Annotated in this window: 16 protein-coding genes and 1 pseudogene; 9 read left to right on the top strand and 8 right to left on the bottom strand. The window is 43.9% G+C overall.

Annotation, left to right across the window (positions count from 1 at the left end):
- The first annotated feature begins 54 nt into the window (after positions 1-54).
- The gene (locus tag TOL_RS07005; RefSeq protein ID WP_015486611.1) at positions 55-1,191 is read left to right on the top strand and encodes a hypothetical protein; all 1,137 of its coding nucleotides are present in this window, start codon (positions 55-57) and stop codon (positions 1,189-1,191) included.
- Positions 1,192-1,277: 86 nt separating this feature from the next.
- The gene (locus TOL_RS07000; protein WP_015486610.1) at positions 1,278-2,519 is read left to right on the top strand and encodes an NAD(P)/FAD-dependent oxidoreductase; all 1,242 of its coding nucleotides are present in this window, start codon (positions 1,278-1,280) and stop codon (positions 2,517-2,519) included.
- Positions 2,520-2,552: 33 nt separating this feature from the next.
- Here the strand turns inward: TOL_RS07000 and TOL_RS06995 are convergent, their stop codons facing one another.
- From TOL_RS06995 to nirB, 5 genes are all read right to left on the bottom strand, one after another.
- Entirely contained in the window at positions 2,553-3,164 is a 612-nt protein-coding gene (locus TOL_RS06995; RefSeq protein WP_144055342.1) for a hypothetical protein, read from the bottom strand.
- A 28-nt stretch (positions 3,165-3,192) separates the two neighbouring features.
- Positions 3,193-4,944 (bottom strand): bifunctional protein-serine/threonine kinase/phosphatase, encoded by a 1,752-nt coding sequence (locus tag TOL_RS06990; protein WP_015486608.1) that lies wholly within the window; start codon positions 4,942-4,944, stop codon positions 3,193-3,195.
- 108 nt (positions 4,945-5,052) lie between these two features.
- Positions 5,053-6,525, bottom strand: coding sequence for a NarK family nitrate/nitrite MFS transporter (locus tag TOL_RS06985; RefSeq protein ID WP_015486607.1), 1,473 nt, complete (start codon positions 6,523-6,525; stop codon positions 5,053-5,055).
- Between the two features lie 59 nt (positions 6,526-6,584).
- Positions 6,585-6,953 (bottom strand): nitrite reductase small subunit NirD, encoded by a 369-nt coding sequence (gene nirD, locus TOL_RS06980; RefSeq protein ID WP_015486606.1) that lies wholly within the window; start codon positions 6,951-6,953, stop codon positions 6,585-6,587.
- Positions 6,954-6,966: 13 nt separating this feature from the next.
- On the bottom strand, positions 6,967-9,525 hold the full coding sequence (gene nirB / locus TOL_RS06975; protein WP_015486605.1) for a nitrite reductase large subunit NirB: 2,559 nt from the start codon (positions 9,523-9,525) through the stop codon (positions 6,967-6,969).
- Positions 9,526-10,064: 539 nt separating this feature from the next.
- On the opposite strand from nirB, the gene TOL_RS06970 reads away from it, so the two are divergent.
- From TOL_RS06970 to TOL_RS06945, 7 genes and pseudogenes are all read left to right on the top strand, one after another.
- The gene (locus TOL_RS06970) at positions 10,065-12,794 is read left to right on the top strand and encodes a nitrate reductase (protein WP_231848014.1); all 2,730 of its coding nucleotides are present in this window, start codon (positions 10,065-10,067) and stop codon (positions 12,792-12,794) included.
- A gap of 12 nt (positions 12,795-12,806) precedes the next feature.
- Positions 12,807-13,601, top strand: coding sequence for a uroporphyrinogen-III C-methyltransferase (cobA, locus tag TOL_RS06965; protein ID WP_015486603.1), 795 nt, complete (start codon positions 12,807-12,809; stop codon positions 13,599-13,601).
- Positions 13,602-14,293: 692 nt separating this feature from the next.
- Complete coding sequence (locus tag TOL_RS18935) at positions 14,294-14,515, top strand: hypothetical protein (RefSeq protein WP_015486602.1); 222 nt, start codon at positions 14,294-14,296, stop codon at positions 14,513-14,515.
- Between the two features lie 166 nt (positions 14,516-14,681).
- The gene (locus tag TOL_RS06960; protein WP_015486601.1) at positions 14,682-15,866 is read left to right on the top strand and encodes a DUF262 domain-containing protein; all 1,185 of its coding nucleotides are present in this window, start codon (positions 14,682-14,684) and stop codon (positions 15,864-15,866) included.
- A 40-nt stretch (positions 15,867-15,906) separates the two neighbouring features.
- Positions 15,907-16,605, top strand: coding sequence for a hypothetical protein (locus TOL_RS06955; RefSeq protein WP_197537906.1), 699 nt, complete (start codon positions 15,907-15,909; stop codon positions 16,603-16,605).
- A 112-nt stretch (positions 16,606-16,717) separates the two neighbouring features.
- Positions 16,718-16,849: a transposase gene (locus TOL_RS18930; RefSeq protein WP_015486599.1), complete on the top strand. Its 132-nt coding sequence runs from the start codon at positions 16,718-16,720 to the stop codon at positions 16,847-16,849.
- Between the two features lie 48 nt (positions 16,850-16,897).
- Positions 16,898-17,083: pseudogene (locus TOL_RS06945) on the top strand (IS3 family transposase); the annotation flags it as partial.
- 92 nt (positions 17,084-17,175) lie between these two features.
- Here TOL_RS06945 and TOL_RS06940 read toward each other — a convergent pair.
- From TOL_RS06940 to TOL_RS18270, 3 genes are all read right to left on the bottom strand, one after another.
- A complete protein-coding gene (locus TOL_RS06940; RefSeq protein ID WP_015486597.1) occupies positions 17,176-17,808 on the bottom strand; it encodes a sulfotransferase in 633 nt (210 codons plus the stop codon).
- 102 nt (positions 17,809-17,910) lie between these two features.
- Positions 17,911-18,258 (bottom strand): hypothetical protein, encoded by a 348-nt coding sequence (locus TOL_RS06935; protein WP_015486596.1) that lies wholly within the window; start codon positions 18,256-18,258, stop codon positions 17,911-17,913.
- Between the two features lie 30 nt (positions 18,259-18,288).
- Complete coding sequence (locus TOL_RS18270; RefSeq protein ID WP_015486595.1) at positions 18,289-19,128, bottom strand: putative signal transducing protein; 840 nt, start codon at positions 19,126-19,128, stop codon at positions 18,289-18,291.
- Between the last annotated feature and the right edge of the window lies 1 nt (position 19,129).

Genomic DNA, 19,129 nt, shown 5'->3' with positions numbered 1-19,129 from the left:
CAAAACTAAAACTTAAAAACTCAGAACTACCAGGCTTCGATAAAGGAGAATGCCATGAAAGCGCAAAAAACATTACTTGCTATTGCATTGGGGTTAGCAGCTAGCCAAACGTTCGCTGATGCTATTAGCGATGGCAAATTCTACGCTGACGTAACGGCCCGTTTTGAATCTGCAGATCAAGATAACGGCGCCAGCAAAACAGCTAACGCCTTAATTGCAGATACTGCTTTTGGATATGAAAGCAAAGATTTTTCTGGCTTCAAATTTCTAGCTGAATATGAAGTTGTCAACGCTATGATTGATAACTACGCTCCAGAAACAGCCGGTTTTGATACGGTTGCTGACCCTGAAGTTCGTGAATGGAACCGCGCCCAAATCAGCTATGCCAACGATGGCTATACCGCTGTTTTAGGTCGTCAGCGTATTATTCTAGATAACGCCCGCTTTGTTGGTAACGTCGGCTGGCGCGCAAACGAACAAACATTTGATGCAGCAACCGTTGGCTACACCATCGGCGATGTGGCGGTAAAATATTCATACATTGATCAAGTAAACAGCATTCTTCCTAAATTCGATGCTGACGTTACCGATCACTTATTAAACATCAGTTACAGTGGTATCAAAGCCGGTAAGTTAACGGCATATGCGTATTTGCTAAAAGACGATGACACCGACGCCAAGAACGATACATTTGGTGCAAGCTTTGGTGGTAAAACCGCAGTAAATGATCTGTCTGTGATCTACAGCGCCGAAGTCGCAACTCAATCTACCGATGATTTCGATGCTCTCTACTACGCATTGGAAGGCGGCGTTGTTGTCGATGGCATCACCATTGCTCTTGGTAACGAAACATTAGGTAGCGATAGCGGCGACTACGGCTTCCAAACCCCGTTGGCAACTAAGCATGCATTTAACGGCTGGGCAGATATGTTCCTAGCCACTCCGAAAGACGGCTTAAGCGACACTTACTTAAAAGTCGCAGGTATGGCTGCTGGCGTTAAATTGGTTGGTGTATACCACGACTTTAAAGCTGACGAAGGTAGCAACGACTACGGTAGCGAAATCGACTTGCTAGCCGTAAAAAAGCTGAACGACAAGGTAACGGTTGGTGCTAAATACGCAACCTACTCGGCTGAAGACACTTATGTTGACACCGATAAGTTCTGGCTGTGGGCACAAGCTAAATTCTAATAACGTGCTGCTGTAAAACATTCGTTGTTTAGCGGTCGGTAACGGCCGCTTTTTTGCTTAAAATTGATTATAAAAAGAGATTCCGCATGACTGATAATGTATTGGTGATAATTGGTAACGGCATGGCAAGCAACCGTCTACTGGAAGAATTGGGTACCGATCACCCTTACAGTCAGATTCATGTATTAAGTGACGAGCCAATCGCTCATTACAACCGCATTATGTTATCGCCATTACTAGCGGATGAAACAACACTTGAAGCCATCACCCCACACGATGCACCTTGGTACGAAGAACACCGAATCGCAATACACTTAGATCATGCTGTATCAACTATTGATAAATCAGCAAAAAAAATCACCTGCATGAATGGCAACGAGTTTTTATACAATGCACTCGTATTTGCCACCGGAAGCCGTTCTGCAATACCGCCATTAGAAGGTACAGATAATCGCTCGGTGATTGGCTTTCGTAGCATGACGGATGTCGATGCAATGACCACACGCTTAGCCGAACTTGAACATGCCACTGTTATCGGTGCAGGTTTATTAGGTGTTGAGGCAGCGGTTGGTTTACGTAGCCGCGGCGTACGCGTCACCCTATTGCACCGCAACCCTGTTTTAATGAACCGTCAGCTTGACGAAACAGCCTCGCAATTATTAGAGCACGAACTCATTGCTCGCGGTATCGACGTTATCACCGGCGCTACTCCTCAGCGCTTAATCTTAACTCCCGCCGGTGACCTCGCGGCGTTAGAGCTAACCAAAAATGGTGAATTGATAACAACGCCAACCCAGTTGGTGGTATTTGCGACGGGCATTATTCCTAATATCGAATTAGCAGCAAGCGCTGGCATACTCACCGGTCGCGGCATTTGCGTTAATAGTAAAATGGAAACATCGGAACCTAATGTGTATTCATTGGGCGAATGCTGTGAATTCGACGGTACAACCTATGGCCTAGTGGCTCCGATATGGGATCAAGCAAAGGTACTAGCACGCCGCTTAAAAACCGAAGACACGGATAAAAGCACATTAATCGACTATATTGAGCGCACTCATCTAACCAAGTTAAAAGTATCGGGATTGGATGTGCACAGTATTGGAGAATTCGATGCCACGGACGATTGCGAAATTTTAGATCTAAAAGACCTAGTTGATGGCGTTTATAAAAAGTTAGTAATTCGCAACAATCGAATTATTGGCGTGCTCTGTGTTGGCGATGTAGCCGACAGCCATTGGTATTTCGAGTTAATGTCAGAAAATCGTGATATTAACGCTATTCGCGGACAATTGATTTTAGGCCAAGCCTATTGCGCGGCGGCTTAGTAGAGATCTATTGATACAAGTAGCTAGGCTTTTTTAGAAATGAATGCCTAGCTGTAACCCGTAAGCATCTCGATTTTCTTTATTATGAATTTTAGAATCAAAATAGCGCCGTACATAGGGATATATACGTACACCACCCAAATCAATCGAAACGCCGAGTTCGGGAAAGAAAGCACCAATACTTTCTTTCTCACATTCTTCTTCTGAGTCAGTGTCGACATCCTCATCACACACCAACGATTCACCTAAGAAAATTCCGACGCCACTTAGGATGTTTACATGCGAAAAATCAGTATGGAACAATAAAGATATCGAATATCCCGCAAAAACATCCTCAACGCCTTCGGAGTTCTTACCAAAGTACAACACTCCAGAAAGACGGCCTGAGGTATACGCAGAAATATCGCTCATGATTGCCAATTCAGCGCCTGATCGAGTACCTCCAGGTTCCTGAAAATAACCAAACGAAACACTTCCGACGGGTTTGCCATCATTAAAGTCGCTAAAGTCACCACTAGGATAACTAATATCAGTAATCAGCCCTTCAGCCGCAGCCATCGGCGAAACGCTAACGAACAATCCAAGCGAAAATACCATTAGTAACCGGCAATAACTCAGCATGAATTTATTGTTTTTATTAGTCATAAAAAACACAGCGTTAACTCCAAACACGCTAGCCAGTTGCGAGAAAATATCCTTGTGCAATCACCACGATTAACAAGCCAAAGCTAATAACCTGCCAAACTCGGCCACTATTCTGCTGTAAAAGAGGACGTCGTTTAAAACTACGAATCAAGTCTGGATTCGGTTTCAACAAATCATTCCAAAACTCAGAATACGCCTGTTGACGCTGCTTCAGATCAGGATGACAACCCTTTTGGATTGCTAAATCTAACCAACGCGGTAAATCAGGACGATGCTCAGTTAACGCTTGATACGACCACTCGCTAATCGAACGAGCACCACGACGATGAACTTGATCCATTTTAAATGGCTGCGCTTGGCTTAGCATTTCATAAACCATAACGGCTAGCGAAAACAAATCACTTTGCATCACTGCTACACCATCCAAAACATATTCCGGCGCAATATAATTAACCGAGCCTACGGGGCAGTCCTCTTCAATTGCCGAACGTATTTCTGCTAAGCCACGAACCGCAACGGTGCCGAAGTCGATCAGTTTTACCTGACCCGCCGTTGTGATCATCACGTTCTCTGGCTTGAGATCACGATGCACCATCCCTGCTCGTTGAAAGACACGCAAGCCATGGATAATTTGCTCGACGATACCACGAACTTCGTTGACGCTGGCACTAGGATGATCGTGAATCCACTGGCGAAGATTCGCACCTTCGATTAATTCACAAATATGATACAGAAACCGTCCTTCAGGCTCAGGCGGTAAAATACGCATGACATGTGGATGATCTATTCGACTCCCCACCCACTGCTCGCGGACAAAACCTTCGAGGTAGACCAAATCTTCTTCAAAATTTAGTGACGGCGCTTTGAGTATGTAGCGCTTGTTATTACGCAGGTCGAGAACTTTGTACAGATGACTACGAGTACCCGCATACACAATGTGCTCAACTCGATACTGATCAATCCGGTCACCCACTTTCAATACAGGAGGAATCGCTCTATCGGTTAATTCTCGCTGGGTTTCTTCCAAGTTCATTTCAGGAACACGATCAACCCGCAAGATAAAGCAGGTTAAATTATCATCACTGCCTTTTTCCAACGCTAATTCGACGGCTCGCTTTGCAACACTCTCAATATCATTTTGAGCATTCGAGGTCGACTGAGTTTGCAGAGGTGACAGCAACTCAATAAATTCCGAGTTAGTACAAAAGCCATGCACGCCGTCCGTGGTACAAATTAAAATATCACCGTCATGAATATCAACCGTGTGATAATCAACCTCAAGATGCGTATCCATCCCTAAAGCGCGACTTAAATATTCACGGCCATTGCCATGACGATGCGTATGATCGCGAGTGAGTGGCTCTAACGTGGTACCTCGCAAACGCATAATGCGACTATCGCCAACATGAAAGACATGCAGCGTATTCGACTTTAAAACGACCCCACTAAACGTCGTCACCAAACTATTATGACGTGCAGAAGCCTGTTGGCCATGATGATACAACCACGCATTCAGTGAGCTAAGTACCTTTCCAGCGGCGGTTTTAACGTCCCAGCTATCGGGGGTACTGTAATAGTCATTTAAGAAATGCGTAACGCTGGTGATACTGGCTTGCTGGGCGTTTTCGCTACAGCTCACACCATCGGCGATACAGGCAGCAATACCTTTATAGCGGGTTATAGATAACGTCGGCTGATACGCAGCAAAGGCATCTTGATTTTCAGTTTTAATGCCAGCACTGGTGAAACCACCGTAGGTTACGGATAACTCTGAACTCATGGGAGACTCGCGTGGAGTATGGTTGGAGGTAGCTTACCAAGTTTGGGGCCACAGTGCAGTGTGTAGCCCCGAATTGAAAACCGCGGCCTAAGCCGCGGTGTTTATCAATCAGCCATGCCCGACACTGATCATTTCAACCGAACCGTCTTCACGAACTTCAGCAATGTGCCCTTTAGGTTCTTCCATCATTAGTAATGCAATAAAACCAACAACGGCAGTTCCCGCAATCACCAAGAAGAAAGTCGAGTAATCAACAAACGACAATACGGTTAAGTAAGTAACAGCACCGACGTTACCATAAGCACCTGTCATACCGGCAATTTGGCCAGTCAGACGACGTTTAATCAAAGGCACCACAGCGAATACTGCGCCCTCACCTGATTGTACGAAGAATGAACATGCCATCGCCGCAACAACCGCCAACCATAAAGGCCATTGGCTATCAACCATCGACATCAGCAAGTATCCGACCGCTAAACCAGCGGTTAAAATTAACAAGGTCGGCTTACGACCAAACTTATCGGACAGCCAACCGCCACCAGGACGAGACATTAGATTCATAAAGGCGTAAGCCGATGCAACCATACCGGCAACCACTGGGGTTAACTCAAAGGTTTCAGCAAAGAACAATGGCAACATAGATACCACGGCCAGTTCCGAACCAAAGGTGGCGAAATACAAAATGTTTAGTACAGCAACTTGCTTGAATTTGTACTGATGCATTTCTGGCACTGGGGTATGAAAGATATTTTTATTGACCTTCCAAACGTGAGATACCTCATAAATAAACAACAGTACTAAGCCCACATAACATAATAGCGATGTGGTTTCAGACAGCATAGCAACGCCGGACGGCGACAATTTCCACGTTAATAAGGCAAGTGCGGCATACATAGGCACTTTCATAATCAGCAAGAAGAAGAAATCGCCTTTGCTGGTCACTTCCATTGCACCCATATTTTTTGGTTTAAAGTAAGTCGATCCTTTAGGTGTATCCGATACATTCATATAGTACACAACACTGAATAACAGACTCATTAAACCCGTTAAACCAATGGCATAACGCCAACCTTCATCACCGCCAAACCAAATAGCAATCACAGGCAAAGTAAATGCCGCAGCCGCAGAACCAAAGTTACCCCAACCGCCATAAATACCTTCTGCTGTGCCTAATTCATTGGCAGGGAACCATTCACTCACCATACGAATACCGATCACAAAACCGGCACCAATAAAACCGAGCATAAAACGCGCAATGGCTGCCTGTACGAATGTGTCGGCCAAAGCAAACATAAAACACGGAATAGCACATACGGCGAGCAAGGCAGAGTAAACAATACGTGGGCCATAACGGTCAGTTAACATACCGATCACGACACGCGCTGGAATTGTTAATGCGACGTTCAAAATTAATAAGGTTTTAATTTCTGATTTTTCTAAGCCCAAACTTGCAGCAATGGCTTGCAACATAGGCGCAAAGTTAAACCACACCATAAAGGTAATAAAGAAAGCCATCCAACTCAAATGAAGGACCTTCATTTTGCCGGTGAAAGCAAAAAGATTAAATTTTTCAGCACTCATTTTCTAATTTCCATTATTTTCTTGATCTGGGTGTAACCGCTGGCACGAGAAAAAGTGGCTTATCCGGCCACTTTCACCACACCATTTTCAATCGTTACTGGATAGTTTGGAATTTTTACATCTGCATCTTCCAAACACTCACCCGTCGTCAAATCAAAGTGCTGTTTGTATAACGGTGATGCCACCACTGGGCGATCACCAATCGAGCCTAAGATACCGCGCGATAATACATTAGCATTACCGAATGGATCAAAATTACTAATGGCATAAACCTGCTCGCCTTCACCGTAACGAAATACGGCAACCTGCTTGCCATTCACCAGCGCACACACGCCGGTGTCAGGATTAATATCGGCCAACGAGCAAACGTTTGTCCAAGTAGTCATAGTATTCCCCTGCTGTTCTGTATGTGATGTAGTTGTAGACATAAATCGCTCCTTATTACTCGGCAGTGACATTGACTAATGCAATGCGCTCTTTCTCAGTTGCAGGGCGACGCTGTCCACGTTCACGCACAAATTGCAGATTATTGTCTTGCTCATCCGCGTTAATAAAATGGGCAAAACGTTTTAGTTTTTCAGGTGACTCAATGGTGGTTTTCCACTCACACTGGTAAGTATCAACAACTTTAGTCATTTCATTTTCTAATTCAGTTGCGATGGCCAATTTATCGTTAATTACAACGTCACGTAGGTAATCCAAACCACCTTCCATGTTTTCCATCCACACCGATGTACGCTGTAAACGATCAGCAGTACGCACATAGAACATCAACACACGGTCGATGTATTTAACTAAGGTGTCATCATCAAGTTCGGTTGCGAACAAGTCTGCATGACGAGGGCGCATACCGCCGTTGCCACACACATACAAGTTCCAACCTTTTTCGGTTGCGATAACACCAATGTCCTTCGACTGTGCTTCAGCACATTCACGAGTACAGCCAGACACCGCAAATTTAATTTTGTGCGGAGAGCGTAAACCTTTGTATCGATTCTCTAATGCCAATGCCATTGAAACGCTGTCAAGAACGCCGTAACGACACCAAGTACTACCAACACACGATTTAACAGTACGCAGTGATTTACCGTAGGCATGGCCAGTTTCGAACCCTGCATCTACTAGTTTCTTCCAGATAGCGGGTAATTCATGTAATTGTGCACCGAATAAGTCGATACGCTGACCACCCGTAATTTTGGTGTACAGGTCATACTCTTTAGCGACTTGGCCTAACACAATGAGTTTTTCTGGAGTAATTTCACCGCCAGCAATACGCGGGACAATAGAATATGTACCGTCTTTTTGCATGTTGCCCAAGAAGATGTCGTTGGTATCTTGTAACGGCATTAACTCTTCTTTCAGCACATACTCATTTTGGTACGACGCCAAGATAGAACCCACTGTCGGCTTACAAATTTCACAACCGTGGCCAGAGCCATGTCCAGATACCACTTCTTTAAAGCTGGTGTAGCCTTTAATACGAATAATGTCGGCCAACTCAGCACGCGTGTAAGCAAAGTGCTCACACAAGTTATTGTTAACTTCAACACCCATAGATGCTAACTCGGCGTCCATCACCTGCTTAACTAAGGCAGAACAACCGCCGCAACCCGTCGATGCTAACGTGGCCCCCTTGATGTCCCCCATGGTGCAACAGCCACCTTGAACCGCCGCATTAATATCGCCTTTGGTGACATCAAAACAAGAACAGATTTGAGCCGTATCAGGCAGTGCCGACACGCCTAGACCAACCGCAGGCTCGTCACCCATTGCTGGTAAAATTAATGCCGCAGGGCTACCCGGAATATCCATATCATTAAGCATTAGTTGCAATAACGTGCCGTAGGCTTCAGCTTCGCCCACCAATACCGCACCCAGTAATTTCTTACCGTCAGCCGAAACAACCAAGCGCTTATATACTTCGGCAACATCATCGCTAAACACATAGCTTTGTGCTCCCGCCGTATGACCGTGCGCATCCCCAATCGACGCGACATCAACACCTAAAAGTTTTAACTTGGTGCTCATATCTGCGCCTTTAAAGGCAAGTGCTGGGTCTTCATGGGTAATTAGTTGGCTAACAATATGTTGGATCGCTACTTTGGCCATCTGATAGCCAGGAGCAACCAAGCCGTAGATTTTGTTATCCCAAAGCGCACATTCACCAATCGCATAGATATCTTTTTCTGATGTTTGGCAATAATCGTTCACAACGATACCGCCGCGCTCACCCATATCTAAACCAAATTGGCGTGCTAATTCATCCTGAGGGCGAATGCCTGCAGAAAATAAAATCATGTCGGTTTCTAAGAAGGAGCCATCCGCAAAATTCATGCGATAACGGCATTCTTCACCCGCCACAATTTCTTTGGTGTTTTTCTCGGTATGAACCGTTACACCTAAATCTTCGATTTTACGGCGTAATAATTTACCGCCGCCTTCATCTAATTGAACCGCCATTAAACGCGGAGCAAATTCAACAACGTGAGTTTCTAATCCCGCCTCACGCAAAGCATTAGCCGCTTCCAAACCTAATAAACCACCGCCCACAACAACACCGGTCTTACTCACTTTTGCCGATGCAGAAATAGCTTCTAAATCTTCGATAGTACGGTATACCAAGCAATGATCTTGATCTTTGCCAGGAATAGGAGGAACGAACGGATAAGAACCTGTCGCCAAAACTAACTTATCGTAGCCTTCAACGCGTCCAGTAGAGGTCGTAATGGTTTTATTGTTGGCATCAATACCAACGACTTTATCGCTAACAATATAGGTAATACCCAAGTCATCGTAATGATCAGGAGTCGTTAGTGATAAATCTTCTGCGGTAGCGCCGGAAAAATATTTACTCAGTTGAACACGATCATATGCCAGACGTGGTTCTTCTGAGAAAGTAATGAGATCAAATTGGGATGCGTGTTCTGATGTGGCTAGAGTGTTTAAAAAGTTGTGACCAACCATGCCGTTGCCAACGACTATTATGCGTTTCTTGCTCATTATGATGTCTCTCTATCTGGTCATATATCGGAATTCTCCTTGGGTGCGCCATTGCTCTATTTCCTCATTACGCCGTTGTAGTGGGAAACATCGAAAGTTGTTTAGCAATTGTAATGCCAAATGAAAAATCGCAAGTAAATACGCGGGGAACGGTCAATATTCGACCAAACTTAAGTGAAACGAAGTCGGCAAACACAAAGCTTTAGCACCAAAGTGCAACAAAATAGACATACGAAGCACTATTGCAGTGCAAAAAACCAAAAGCTTAATTGGGAATCGTCGGTGTGGATTTGCTGAAAACATAATCAATGCCTCTGGATACCCTCATAATACCGTCGTGGTTGCTGACTAAGAGAAAGTAAATATAGACTTGGCACCAATCTTGATACGTAATAAACCAATGAGGGAATTCTAGTAGCTACACTCCTGAAGACTCTCCGATACCAAAGGCGGTATCACCATTTTGTGTTGTGTAAGAAGAGCATTGGCGCTCACAGGGATTCTGTGAGCGCTTTTTTTTTGGTTAAAAAAGGCAAACGATGATGATAACGGAATTGCAACAGACCAATACCACATGCCCCTACTGCGGAGTAGGCTGTGGTGTAACTGTTCAATACCAAGCCGGAGAGATATCACCAACGGCCAATCTAACAACAGCTCAAACGGGCAGTGTTCAACCCGTCGCTGGCATGCAAGCTCATCCTGCTAACTTTGGTCGCCTGTGCGTAAAAGGCTCTGCACTGCACGAAACGATTGATCACACCGACCGCCTTCTGTATCCAACCATGAACGGCAAGCGTACGAGCTGGGATAAAGCTCTAAGCCTAGTAGCCGACAAGATTCAGCAAGTTATACATACCCACGGCCCAGACGCCGTTGCCTTTTATGGTTCAGGCCAATTATTAACAGAAGACTATTACGTTGCGAATAAGCTAATGAAGGGCTTTATTGGCAGCGCCAACATGGACACCAATTCGCGCTTATGCATGGCCTCTGCGGTAGCCTCTTATAAGCGTTCGTTAGGATCTGATACCGTACCGGGCAATTACGAAGATTTAGAAAAAACCGACTTATTGATTATGGTCGGTAGTAATGCAGCATGGGCACACCCCATTTTATTCCAACGCATTGTTGCAGCTAAAAAAGCTAATCCGGCAATGAAGGTCGTAGTGATCGACCCTCGCCGTACCGCGACATGTGATATTGCCGACCTGCATTTAGCTATTCGCCCTGGATCGGACACCTTTTTATTCAACGCCCTGCTGACTTATATGGATCAAAGTAACGCGTTGGATTACAGCTTTATTCATAACCACACCGATGGTATTGCCGAAGCGCTTGAAAGCGCCAGTGCCAGTAGCGCAACCTTCGAAGAACTCGCTCAGCCTTTAGATGTCTCCAGCAGTGATTTAAATCTATTTTTTGAATGGTTCCGTGATACACCAAAAACAGTGACGTTTTATTCTCAAGGCGTAAATCAAAGTTCGGCTGGCACCGATAAAGCCAACGCCATTATTAACCTACATTTGGCTACTGGACGTATCGGAAAAGAAGGTGCATCTCCCTTCTCGATTACCGGCCAACCGAATGCAATGGGTGGCCGTGAAGTTGGAGGGCTGGCAAATCAACTTGCAGCCCATATGGACTTTAGCGCTGCAGAACGCGATTTAGTACGCCGCTTTTGGCAGGCGCCAACCATTGCTGAACGCCCTGGTCATAAAGCCGTCGACTTATTCAATGCAGTAAAAGAAGGCAAAATTAAGTTTCTTTGGATTATGTCGACCAATCCATTGGTGAGCATGCCCGACGCCGACGATGTTAAAGAAGCGATGAAGCGTTGTGAATTAGTTGTGGTATCAGATTGTATGGCCAACACAGATACCACCGCCGCAGCCCATGTATTATTACCGGCAGCAAGCTGGGGCGAAAAAAATGGCACAGTCACCAACTCCGAACGTCGAATTTCTCGTCAGCGTGGATTCTTACCTTCGCCGGGTGAAGCCATGCCCGACTGGTGGATTATCTCTCAAGTTGGTCGTCGCCTTGGCCATGAAGAAGCTTTTAATTACGAACACGCAAGTGATGTATTCGACGAGCACGCCCGTTTATCCGCGTTTGAAAATAACGGTAAACGCGACTTCGACTTATCCGGTTTAGTCGGCATGAGCCGCAGCCAGTACGATGCACTCGCACCGATTCAATGGCCAGTTAACGACCAATACCCAAGTGGTCGCGCGCGCTTTTTCGACGACGGTCATTTTTACACCGCTACCGGTAAAGCCAAATTCATTAACGTAGAAGCACGCCTACCCGAAGTACATTCCCAAGGCGACCTAGTGATGAATACCGGTCGTATTCGCGATCATTGGCACACCATGACGCGCACGGCAAAATCTGCACGTTTAGGCCAGCACATCGCTGAGCCATATGCTGACATTCATCCTGACGATGCGAATCTGCGCGGCATTAAACACGGCGACTTAGTCGAAATACATAATGAGCGCGGCCATATTATTGTTCGCGCACAAGTCATTAACGATGGCCGCCAGCGCAAAGGCGAATTATTTGTACCAATGCACTGGACCAATCGTTACGCCAGCAAAGCGCGCATGGGTACTTTAATTGCCAAAACAACCGATCCCATTTCTGGCCAGCCAGAATTAAAATTCACTCAAGTGAACGCGCGCCCATTTAATACCGCTTGGCAGGGATTTATTCTAAGCCGCAAAGACCTTGGCCCACTTCCTGCCGACTATTGGATTTATGGCGTTACCGAGACTGGTCACGGCTATGAAATTGCCGACCGTGAATCGCCACTCGCATTAATCGAAACCCTAAAAGCACGCCTACCCGAAGGCGACTGGATAACGCTGAGCGATCCTAGCCACAACCATTACCGACTCGCCCTACTCACGGATGGACGCCTACAAGCTGTCATATTTATTCATCAAAATTACGATTTTGGCGCACGCCAGTGGTTGATCGAACGCTTTAACGACGAAACGCTCAGCGCCAATGATCGCAAAGCACTGCTTGCAGGCCGCCCATTAGGCAAGCAAGCCGACAAAGGCGCGATTATTTGCTCCTGCTTCCAAGTAGGCGAAAACACCATCAAAAACAGTATTCAACAAGGCTGCTCCACCGCAGAAGCCCTAGGCGAAGCATTAAAATGCGGAACTAACTGCGGCTCGTGCATACCCGAATTAAAAGCATTAATACAACGCGAAGCGCTAGCAACCAACGCAGCCGACGCCATGACTGCCGAATAAGTGGATATCAAAATGAACAGTAAAAAAACACTTAGCCTTAATACAAAACAATCAGAATCTAACCAACAAACACTCGGTAAAGTATGGCTAGTAGGCGGCGGCCCAGGTGACCCAGAGTTACTGACGATTAAAGCCATGCGCGTATTAAGCGAAGCGGATATTGTGTTGTACGACAGCTTAATTTCAGAAGAAATACTCGCCATGCTACCAAAGAAATGCACCCGCATTCATGTTGGTAAACGCTGTGGCGCACACAAAATGACCCAAGTGGATATTCAAAAGTTACTGCTCACCAGCGCCCGTAAATACGGCAAAGTTGTGCGCTTAAAAGGCGGCGACCCATTTATCTTTGGTCGTGGCGGTGAAGAGCTAGAATATTTAATGAAACACGGCGTAGAAGTGGATATCGTACCCGGCATTACCGCCGCCGGAGGCTGCGCTGCCGCAGCGAAAATCCCACTCACACATCGCCAATATGGCAACGCCCTAATGCTCGATAGCGGCCACACCCAATTTGGTGATTACGAACCCAGCCAAAATCCGACCCGCGTATTTTATATGGGCCTGAAACAAGCCGGAATGATCACCGCACGTTTATTGGGCGATGGCCTCAACGAATCAACCCCCGTAGCCCTGATCGCCAACGGCACACTACCCAACCAAGAAGTACACACCGGCGTACTGATGGACCTACCGCGCTTAGCCGAACGCTATTCAGCCAGCGGCCCCGCCTTAATTATTGTGGGTGAAGTCGCCGCCTTTGCCGCCCGAAACCAAATACAAATGACCCGTCAGGCAGTGGCTTGAGTACGAACAAAAGATACCGTAAAAAGCTAGGCGGCTGACACAGCCGCCGACCGCCTAACTTGGATTAACCCTTTCCCGTAAGAGCGAAACTTTTTCGCCATAACCTCGATTTAATAGCAACAAATATTGATCTCACGAAGGTATGAAACATGCTCTAATTGCAGAGCAATTAGCTGTGCATTTGAAATTCAGTCACATCAACGCCTTTAATGGAACTAACTGGCTCACTTGAATATTCAGACATTACCACACAGCGATTCCTATCAAGGCGTAGCCAGAAAACGCTGATAAAAGCTTCTGACCTTGCACTATATCTATAAAAAAGACGCTCAGATTTATTGATAGCTTTATAGTTTGCATACAGTATATCTAGTGAATTGGTCGATTTTTTGCGCGTTTACGCCCCACCACCAAAATCTCCATGCTCGAATTGCCGCTAACGATTAATAGAAATACAAGACTAATCAATAAGTTAGAAACTTGGGCAGATTGATAGTGTGCCAAATATAAAGGTCAAATCAGCGTGTAAACGCACATGCGCGTTTGCACGCTATATGAGGTACTTGTTTAAGTCACTTTTCGTAGCAGAGACAGTGGGTTAGACTCGAAACATAAAAAGGAAGCGAAGCGTCAAAACGCGCATGCGCATGAATAAAACTGTTATGTTTGAAAATAAAAATTAAGGAGAAAATATGCCAACGATAACGTGTAGTAATGATGAGTGTGGAGAAGAGATCCAGTTCAGTCTCTCTGAATTAGAAGTTGAAGACTCAGAGTCATCTGGTAATCATACAACTCAATATTGTGCCTCCGGCGAGGTTTTATGCAAGATGTGCAATAGCCAAACAGAAGTAAGGTGTTCTTGGGATGAGCTAAACGATACCGGTGAAGTACTAAGCTTGGATTTTACCTGAACCTCAAACATAACAAGCCGCTGAAATTCGTTGCGGCCACAAGAAAAGCGTGGCCTTCACTAGGACTCGCTTCGCTTGCCTTCTAGCGGAGCGTTAGCTGCCCATATAGTAAATAGCATTGAACTTACAAATGGGAAATATTGATAAGTCGAAAGCAGGCAAATGAATGGACAATAGAGTTTATTACGGGGAATATTCCCTCAAGCATTGGATCGAACTACTTCTCAAGAAGAATATTATTCTTCCAGACTATCAGCGTTACTTCGTATGGAGTGAAAGAAAAGTAGAGACTCTCATTGATACGTTTAGGAAAAATCAGTTTGTACCTCCCATTACAATTGGTGCCTTTAACTCAGGCGGAATGAATGAAAATTTAATTCTTGATGGCCAGCAAAGAATTACCAGCATCGTTTTGGCGTACTTAGGGTTGTATCCTGACATTCAAACATATAAGAAAGCCATCGAAGAGTTTGCCAATGACAATGATGACCCCGATGAAGAAAGCCAATTTGACAACATTCTTGAGTGGAATGTTGGTGAGTTGACAAGCAAGGGGAAAAGCAAAGAAGAAATATTGGGCAAAATTCGTGACAAAAACTACAAAGCGATAAGTTTAAATTTGGATGATGATTTTCTTGAAAAGAACTTTTTAGGTTTTTCGTACCTTGTCCCAAAAACATCTAATGAAAAAGAGCAGCAAAAATATTACTCCTCTGTATTCAGAAATATAAATATTCAGGGGGAACCCCTGCTTCCCCAGGAAAGTAGAGCATCACTATATTTTCTTGATCAAGATCTTGTTAATCTGTTTTCGCCTGATTTTTCAAAAAAAATATTAATCAAAATTATTAGCAATGAAACGAAATCTGACTTTGTTCGATATTTAGCACTTTTATCGCAATATTATAATGATGGTGACGAAAAGAAAGTAGCTAGAAGCTACAAACAGAGAATGGAAAAATATTATGAGGAGTACATTTTCGCTGCCATTAGCAATGAGAAATCGGCGATTTTTGGGGAGTTTTCTAGTGTATTTCCAGATAAGAATTATGAGAACAGTCTGACCGGGTTGGAAAACGCTCTTGAAGAACTAGGTGTTTTCGGGGATTATTCTTCTATTGTTGATGTTGATATGTATCTTTTCGGGCTGGTTTACCACACGCTATTTCGAAAGAAAAAAATAGATGTATCTCAATCAGAAGAATTAAGAGAGAGCTTGGGAATCGCTATAAATCGATATAAAAAAGATCAGTCCCACCAGAAGAGTCCAAATAACCTAGGCCACTTAAGAAGCCGCATTAGTGATTCAATATCTATTTATGGAAGATATGCAATCAATGAATCACAATAATTTTATCTTGTCATCGACATCAAGCATGCTGGGAGATGTTGTGTCTGCCACCAGTGGCGTAGGTTTCGGTATAGAAACATATCCAATATGTGACTACGTTATGCAATCTGTTTTTTTAAAAATGACCGGCGCTCTAGAGCAAAAAATGAAATGCATTAGCTGGGAGATGGCAACCAACGATTATGAATATCGATATTTTAGATATTCTCAAAATCCACTGGGTGAGTGCTCTAGCTACAAAGAAAAAAAAGAAATTTACAAGGATTTGGTTGATCAAATAAGCAAGTTTAAAAATGAAGCATTTGACCCGCATTCTATTGGCAGAACCAATATTCTGAATGAGTCGTCAATGCAAGTAAAGAATTCATTTATGGGTTCAAATTTAATGGTCTGGGCGCAAAAAGGCTTCAACGAATATCAAGAAATTTGGAGTGCAGTTTCTGAAAAATATTTTGTCCATGACAAAAATAATTTATTTACTAATAAAAGTAATTTGCCAAGGATGGGAAGTACAAAAAAATCCCTAGATGAAATATATACCGATCATTTATATAGGCATAGAAATAGAGTTGCTCACAATACTTTTTCGTACCAACAGAATCTACCCACTCTAAATACATTAGTCGGTGGAGGGTATGTATACGACAACTATTTTGTCTATTTTTCCATACTAATATTGATAGATAACATTTTTATAAAATTGTTTGAAGAGTACCTGCGTTCTCTTGAAGACTTTTAATGTTGCGGCTGATTCTTGATTTCGGATCTGTCATAGCTAACAAGCGCCAGCAATCCGACAGTAATCTTCCCCCGCTTTAACGGACACCAACATCTAACAGATGAGGTGTCCAATGCCAAAATACACAAAGCCAAGAAAGACGTGGCAGTACTCAAATGAATTCAAAGTTAAAGCCGTTCAGTTGAGTTTGATTGACGGTGTTCAGGTTAAAGAAGTCGCCGTTACTCTCGACATACATCCGTGATCTTCCCCCGATTTAACGGACACCAACATCTAACAGATGAGGTGTCCAATGCCAAAATATACAAAGCCAAGAAAGACGTGGCAGTACTCAAATGAATTCAAAGTTAAAGCCGTTCAGTTAAGTTTGATTGAAGGTGTTCAGGTTAAAGAAGTTGCCGCCACTCTCGACATACATCCATTTATGCTGTCACGATGGCGAAAAGAATATCGTGAAGGCAAGATCGTGGCAGACAAATGATCTTCTCCCGCTTTAACGGACACCAACATCTATCAGTTAGGTATCCGATATCTAATATATGACTTTCCCATGACTCGATAAAAAAATCTTTAATACCCCAAAAACTCATAATCAAAGTACTTTCTATGCTCGATACCAGCGAGATTAGAATTTACTTTGTTCGGATGTTTGTACTCTTTCCAGTTGGCGACGTTACGCCCAGTGTTGAGTTTAGGAAAGTCGTCGTCGCCCTGCGCATCTATTCCTAGAAACTCTTTCATCTTGCGCAGACTACCCTGCTCGCTGACATCTATAGATAAAAGATCTTCTCGATCTTTAAAATACTCAAACACGGCTTGCTGATGGCGTTGATAGCAGTCTATGAGTTCATTAGCTGATAACGGCAGCGTCGGTGAAAAGGTATGGTGAAAGCTACGCTTTAAGATGGGGTTAAAATACCCAGTTTTAGGTTCTAAATGTGGTGCCATTTTTTCGAGGAGCATGGTAATTGATGGCACCCACTCATCCATATTTCTCGATAAGTAGATAAACTTAGAATCAGGAAATAATTCATCTAAATGCCGGTAGTCACTAAAACACGGAGCGTCGGATATGGCTTCCGCTACTTCAAAGGCTTTTTTAGTGAACGCGGTATGAGCTACTAAGAACCCCAGTTCGAGTAACGCAACACTGATACTCGTAGTGCCTGTTCTGGGTAAGCCGATGATAAAAATCTTAGACATCTGGTGTTTCTAGCTATAAAAGGCGGTAATTATAGTGGTAAGTAGTTTGAGTTGACGACGATTAACATGGCATTCGATTCTAAAAATCACAGGCAAATCATCTTAAGCTGTTATATTCGCAAACCTAGCAGCCCACTTGTCACCGTTCGCCTTATCACAATTCTCTTCGGTATCGTACGAGATCTGAGCGTTATTGATGCTAATACCGATACCTGCGAGCGCCTTTTGAATAGTAGCGTTAAACTCAAGGTGGCCATTATTCGTCTTAAAATTTTCTAAATTTTCATTCGTATCGAAAATACAAATCACCTTTAAACTTCTCGGAAAGCTCGAGTAGTTAACCAAATGGGTTAGCCACTGAAATCCGCTATTTTTTGTTAAGGCAGCTTCGCAAACATCGGTCAGAACTTCGCAAATTTGTTTATCTATTTTCTTATCGGTTTTGCGCATAACTTAATAGGCTCTACTAGTAAAAACTCTTCAATCAGCTGGCAAACTATCAGTTGCGACTACCCTTTCTAAGGCATCGTATTCATATACGGTATCCAACATACCATTTTCATTAGTATCAACCTCTGCACGAACAAGGCGACCTAAAGAATAGTATTTCACTTTAGCGGGGGTCTTAGTTTTAGCATTGATTACTGTTATTCGCTGCAAAACGTCATCTGAATAATCTTCGACGAGGTCGTAAAATCCGTCATTATTAGTATCTGATTTCGATATACTGACATTGCCATTATCATACAAATACATGGTTTCAAAAACACCGTCGAAGTTATTATCAGCCGATGTTCGTTTGGCTATACCGTAGTAGTCAAATGAAGTTTTAATGTCAATTTTCCCATCTAAATTTCTGTCTATTGTTGACTCAGAAACACGCCCCCCTGCGTACTTCCAATGTTCATCAAGTACTCCGTCACCATTTATATCAACACCGTCATAAGTTACGGGAGAACGAAGTGACATAAATGTTGCAAACACCCCGACTAAACAACCGACACCTAGCAAAGTGATTACGTTCAAAATACCGGTCATGCCACTTCTATCTGCTTTCCTTTCAATAGGCGTCGAACTTTCTTTTTCAGATATTTCTGGCAGATCCATTAACTGACCTTTTTCCCAGCTAGAAATTACAGTGGACGCTACAATAAAATCATCGTCGCTAACCATTACCCTTATCAAACCGAGTGCGGGTAACTCTCCCATTCCACCTTGTAAATAAGCACCGTCGACTTGAGAAAATATGCCGCGCTGATTCAAAACATCGACAGCCAACTGCGCGTCTAACGCATTTTGAGCAGAATAAACAAGTTTCATT

It is taken from the genome of Thalassolituus oleivorans MIL-1 (assembly GCF_000355675.1).
GTDB lineage: Bacteria > Pseudomonadota > Gammaproteobacteria > Pseudomonadales > Oceanobacteraceae > Thalassolituus > Thalassolituus oleivorans.
The sequence above is the reverse complement of the archived record's forward strand: the minus strand, read 5'-3'. Positions and strand labels throughout refer to the sequence as shown.

Excerpts from the sequence above, each read along its gene's own strand:
- TOL_RS07005 (WP_015486611.1), top strand. The coding sequence starts at position 55 with ATGAAAGCGCAAAAAACATTACTTGCTATTGCATTGGGGTTAGCAGCT.
- TOL_RS07000 (WP_015486610.1), top strand. The coding sequence starts at position 1,278 with ATGACTGATAATGTATTGGTGATAATTGGTAACGGCATGGCAAGCAAC.
- TOL_RS06995 (WP_144055342.1), bottom strand. The coding sequence starts at position 3,164 with ATGACTAATAAAAACAATAAATTCATGCTGAGTTATTGCCGGTTACTA.
- TOL_RS06990 (WP_015486608.1), bottom strand. The coding sequence starts at position 4,944 with ATGAGTTCAGAGTTATCCGTAACCTACGGTGGTTTCACCAGTGCTGGC.
- TOL_RS06985 (WP_015486607.1), bottom strand. The coding sequence starts at position 6,525 with ATGAGTGCTGAAAAATTTAATCTTTTTGCTTTCACCGGCAAAATGAAG.
- nirD (WP_015486606.1), bottom strand. The coding sequence starts at position 6,953 with ATGTCTACAACTACATCACATACAGAACAGCAGGGGAATACTATGACT.
- nirB (WP_015486605.1), bottom strand. The coding sequence starts at position 9,525 with ATGAGCAAGAAACGCATAATAGTCGTTGGCAACGGCATGGTTGGTCAC.
- TOL_RS06970 (WP_231848014.1), top strand. The coding sequence starts at position 10,065 with ATGATGATAACGGAATTGCAACAGACCAATACCACATGCCCCTACTGC.
- cobA (WP_015486603.1), top strand. The coding sequence starts at position 12,807 with ATGAACAGTAAAAAAACACTTAGCCTTAATACAAAACAATCAGAATCT.
- TOL_RS18935 (WP_015486602.1), top strand. The coding sequence starts at position 14,294 with ATGCCAACGATAACGTGTAGTAATGATGAGTGTGGAGAAGAGATCCAG.
- TOL_RS06960 (WP_015486601.1), top strand. The coding sequence starts at position 14,682 with ATGGACAATAGAGTTTATTACGGGGAATATTCCCTCAAGCATTGGATC.
- TOL_RS18930 (WP_015486599.1), top strand. The coding sequence starts at position 16,718 with ATGCCAAAATACACAAAGCCAAGAAAGACGTGGCAGTACTCAAATGAA.
- TOL_RS06940 (WP_015486597.1), bottom strand. The coding sequence starts at position 17,808 with ATGTCTAAGATTTTTATCATCGGCTTACCCAGAACAGGCACTACGAGT.
- TOL_RS06935 (WP_015486596.1), bottom strand. The coding sequence starts at position 18,258 with ATGCGCAAAACCGATAAGAAAATAGATAAACAAATTTGCGAAGTTCTG.
- TOL_RS18270 (WP_015486595.1), bottom strand. The coding sequence starts at position 19,128 with ATGAAACTTGTTTATTCTGCTCAAAATGCGTTAGACGCGCAGTTGGCT.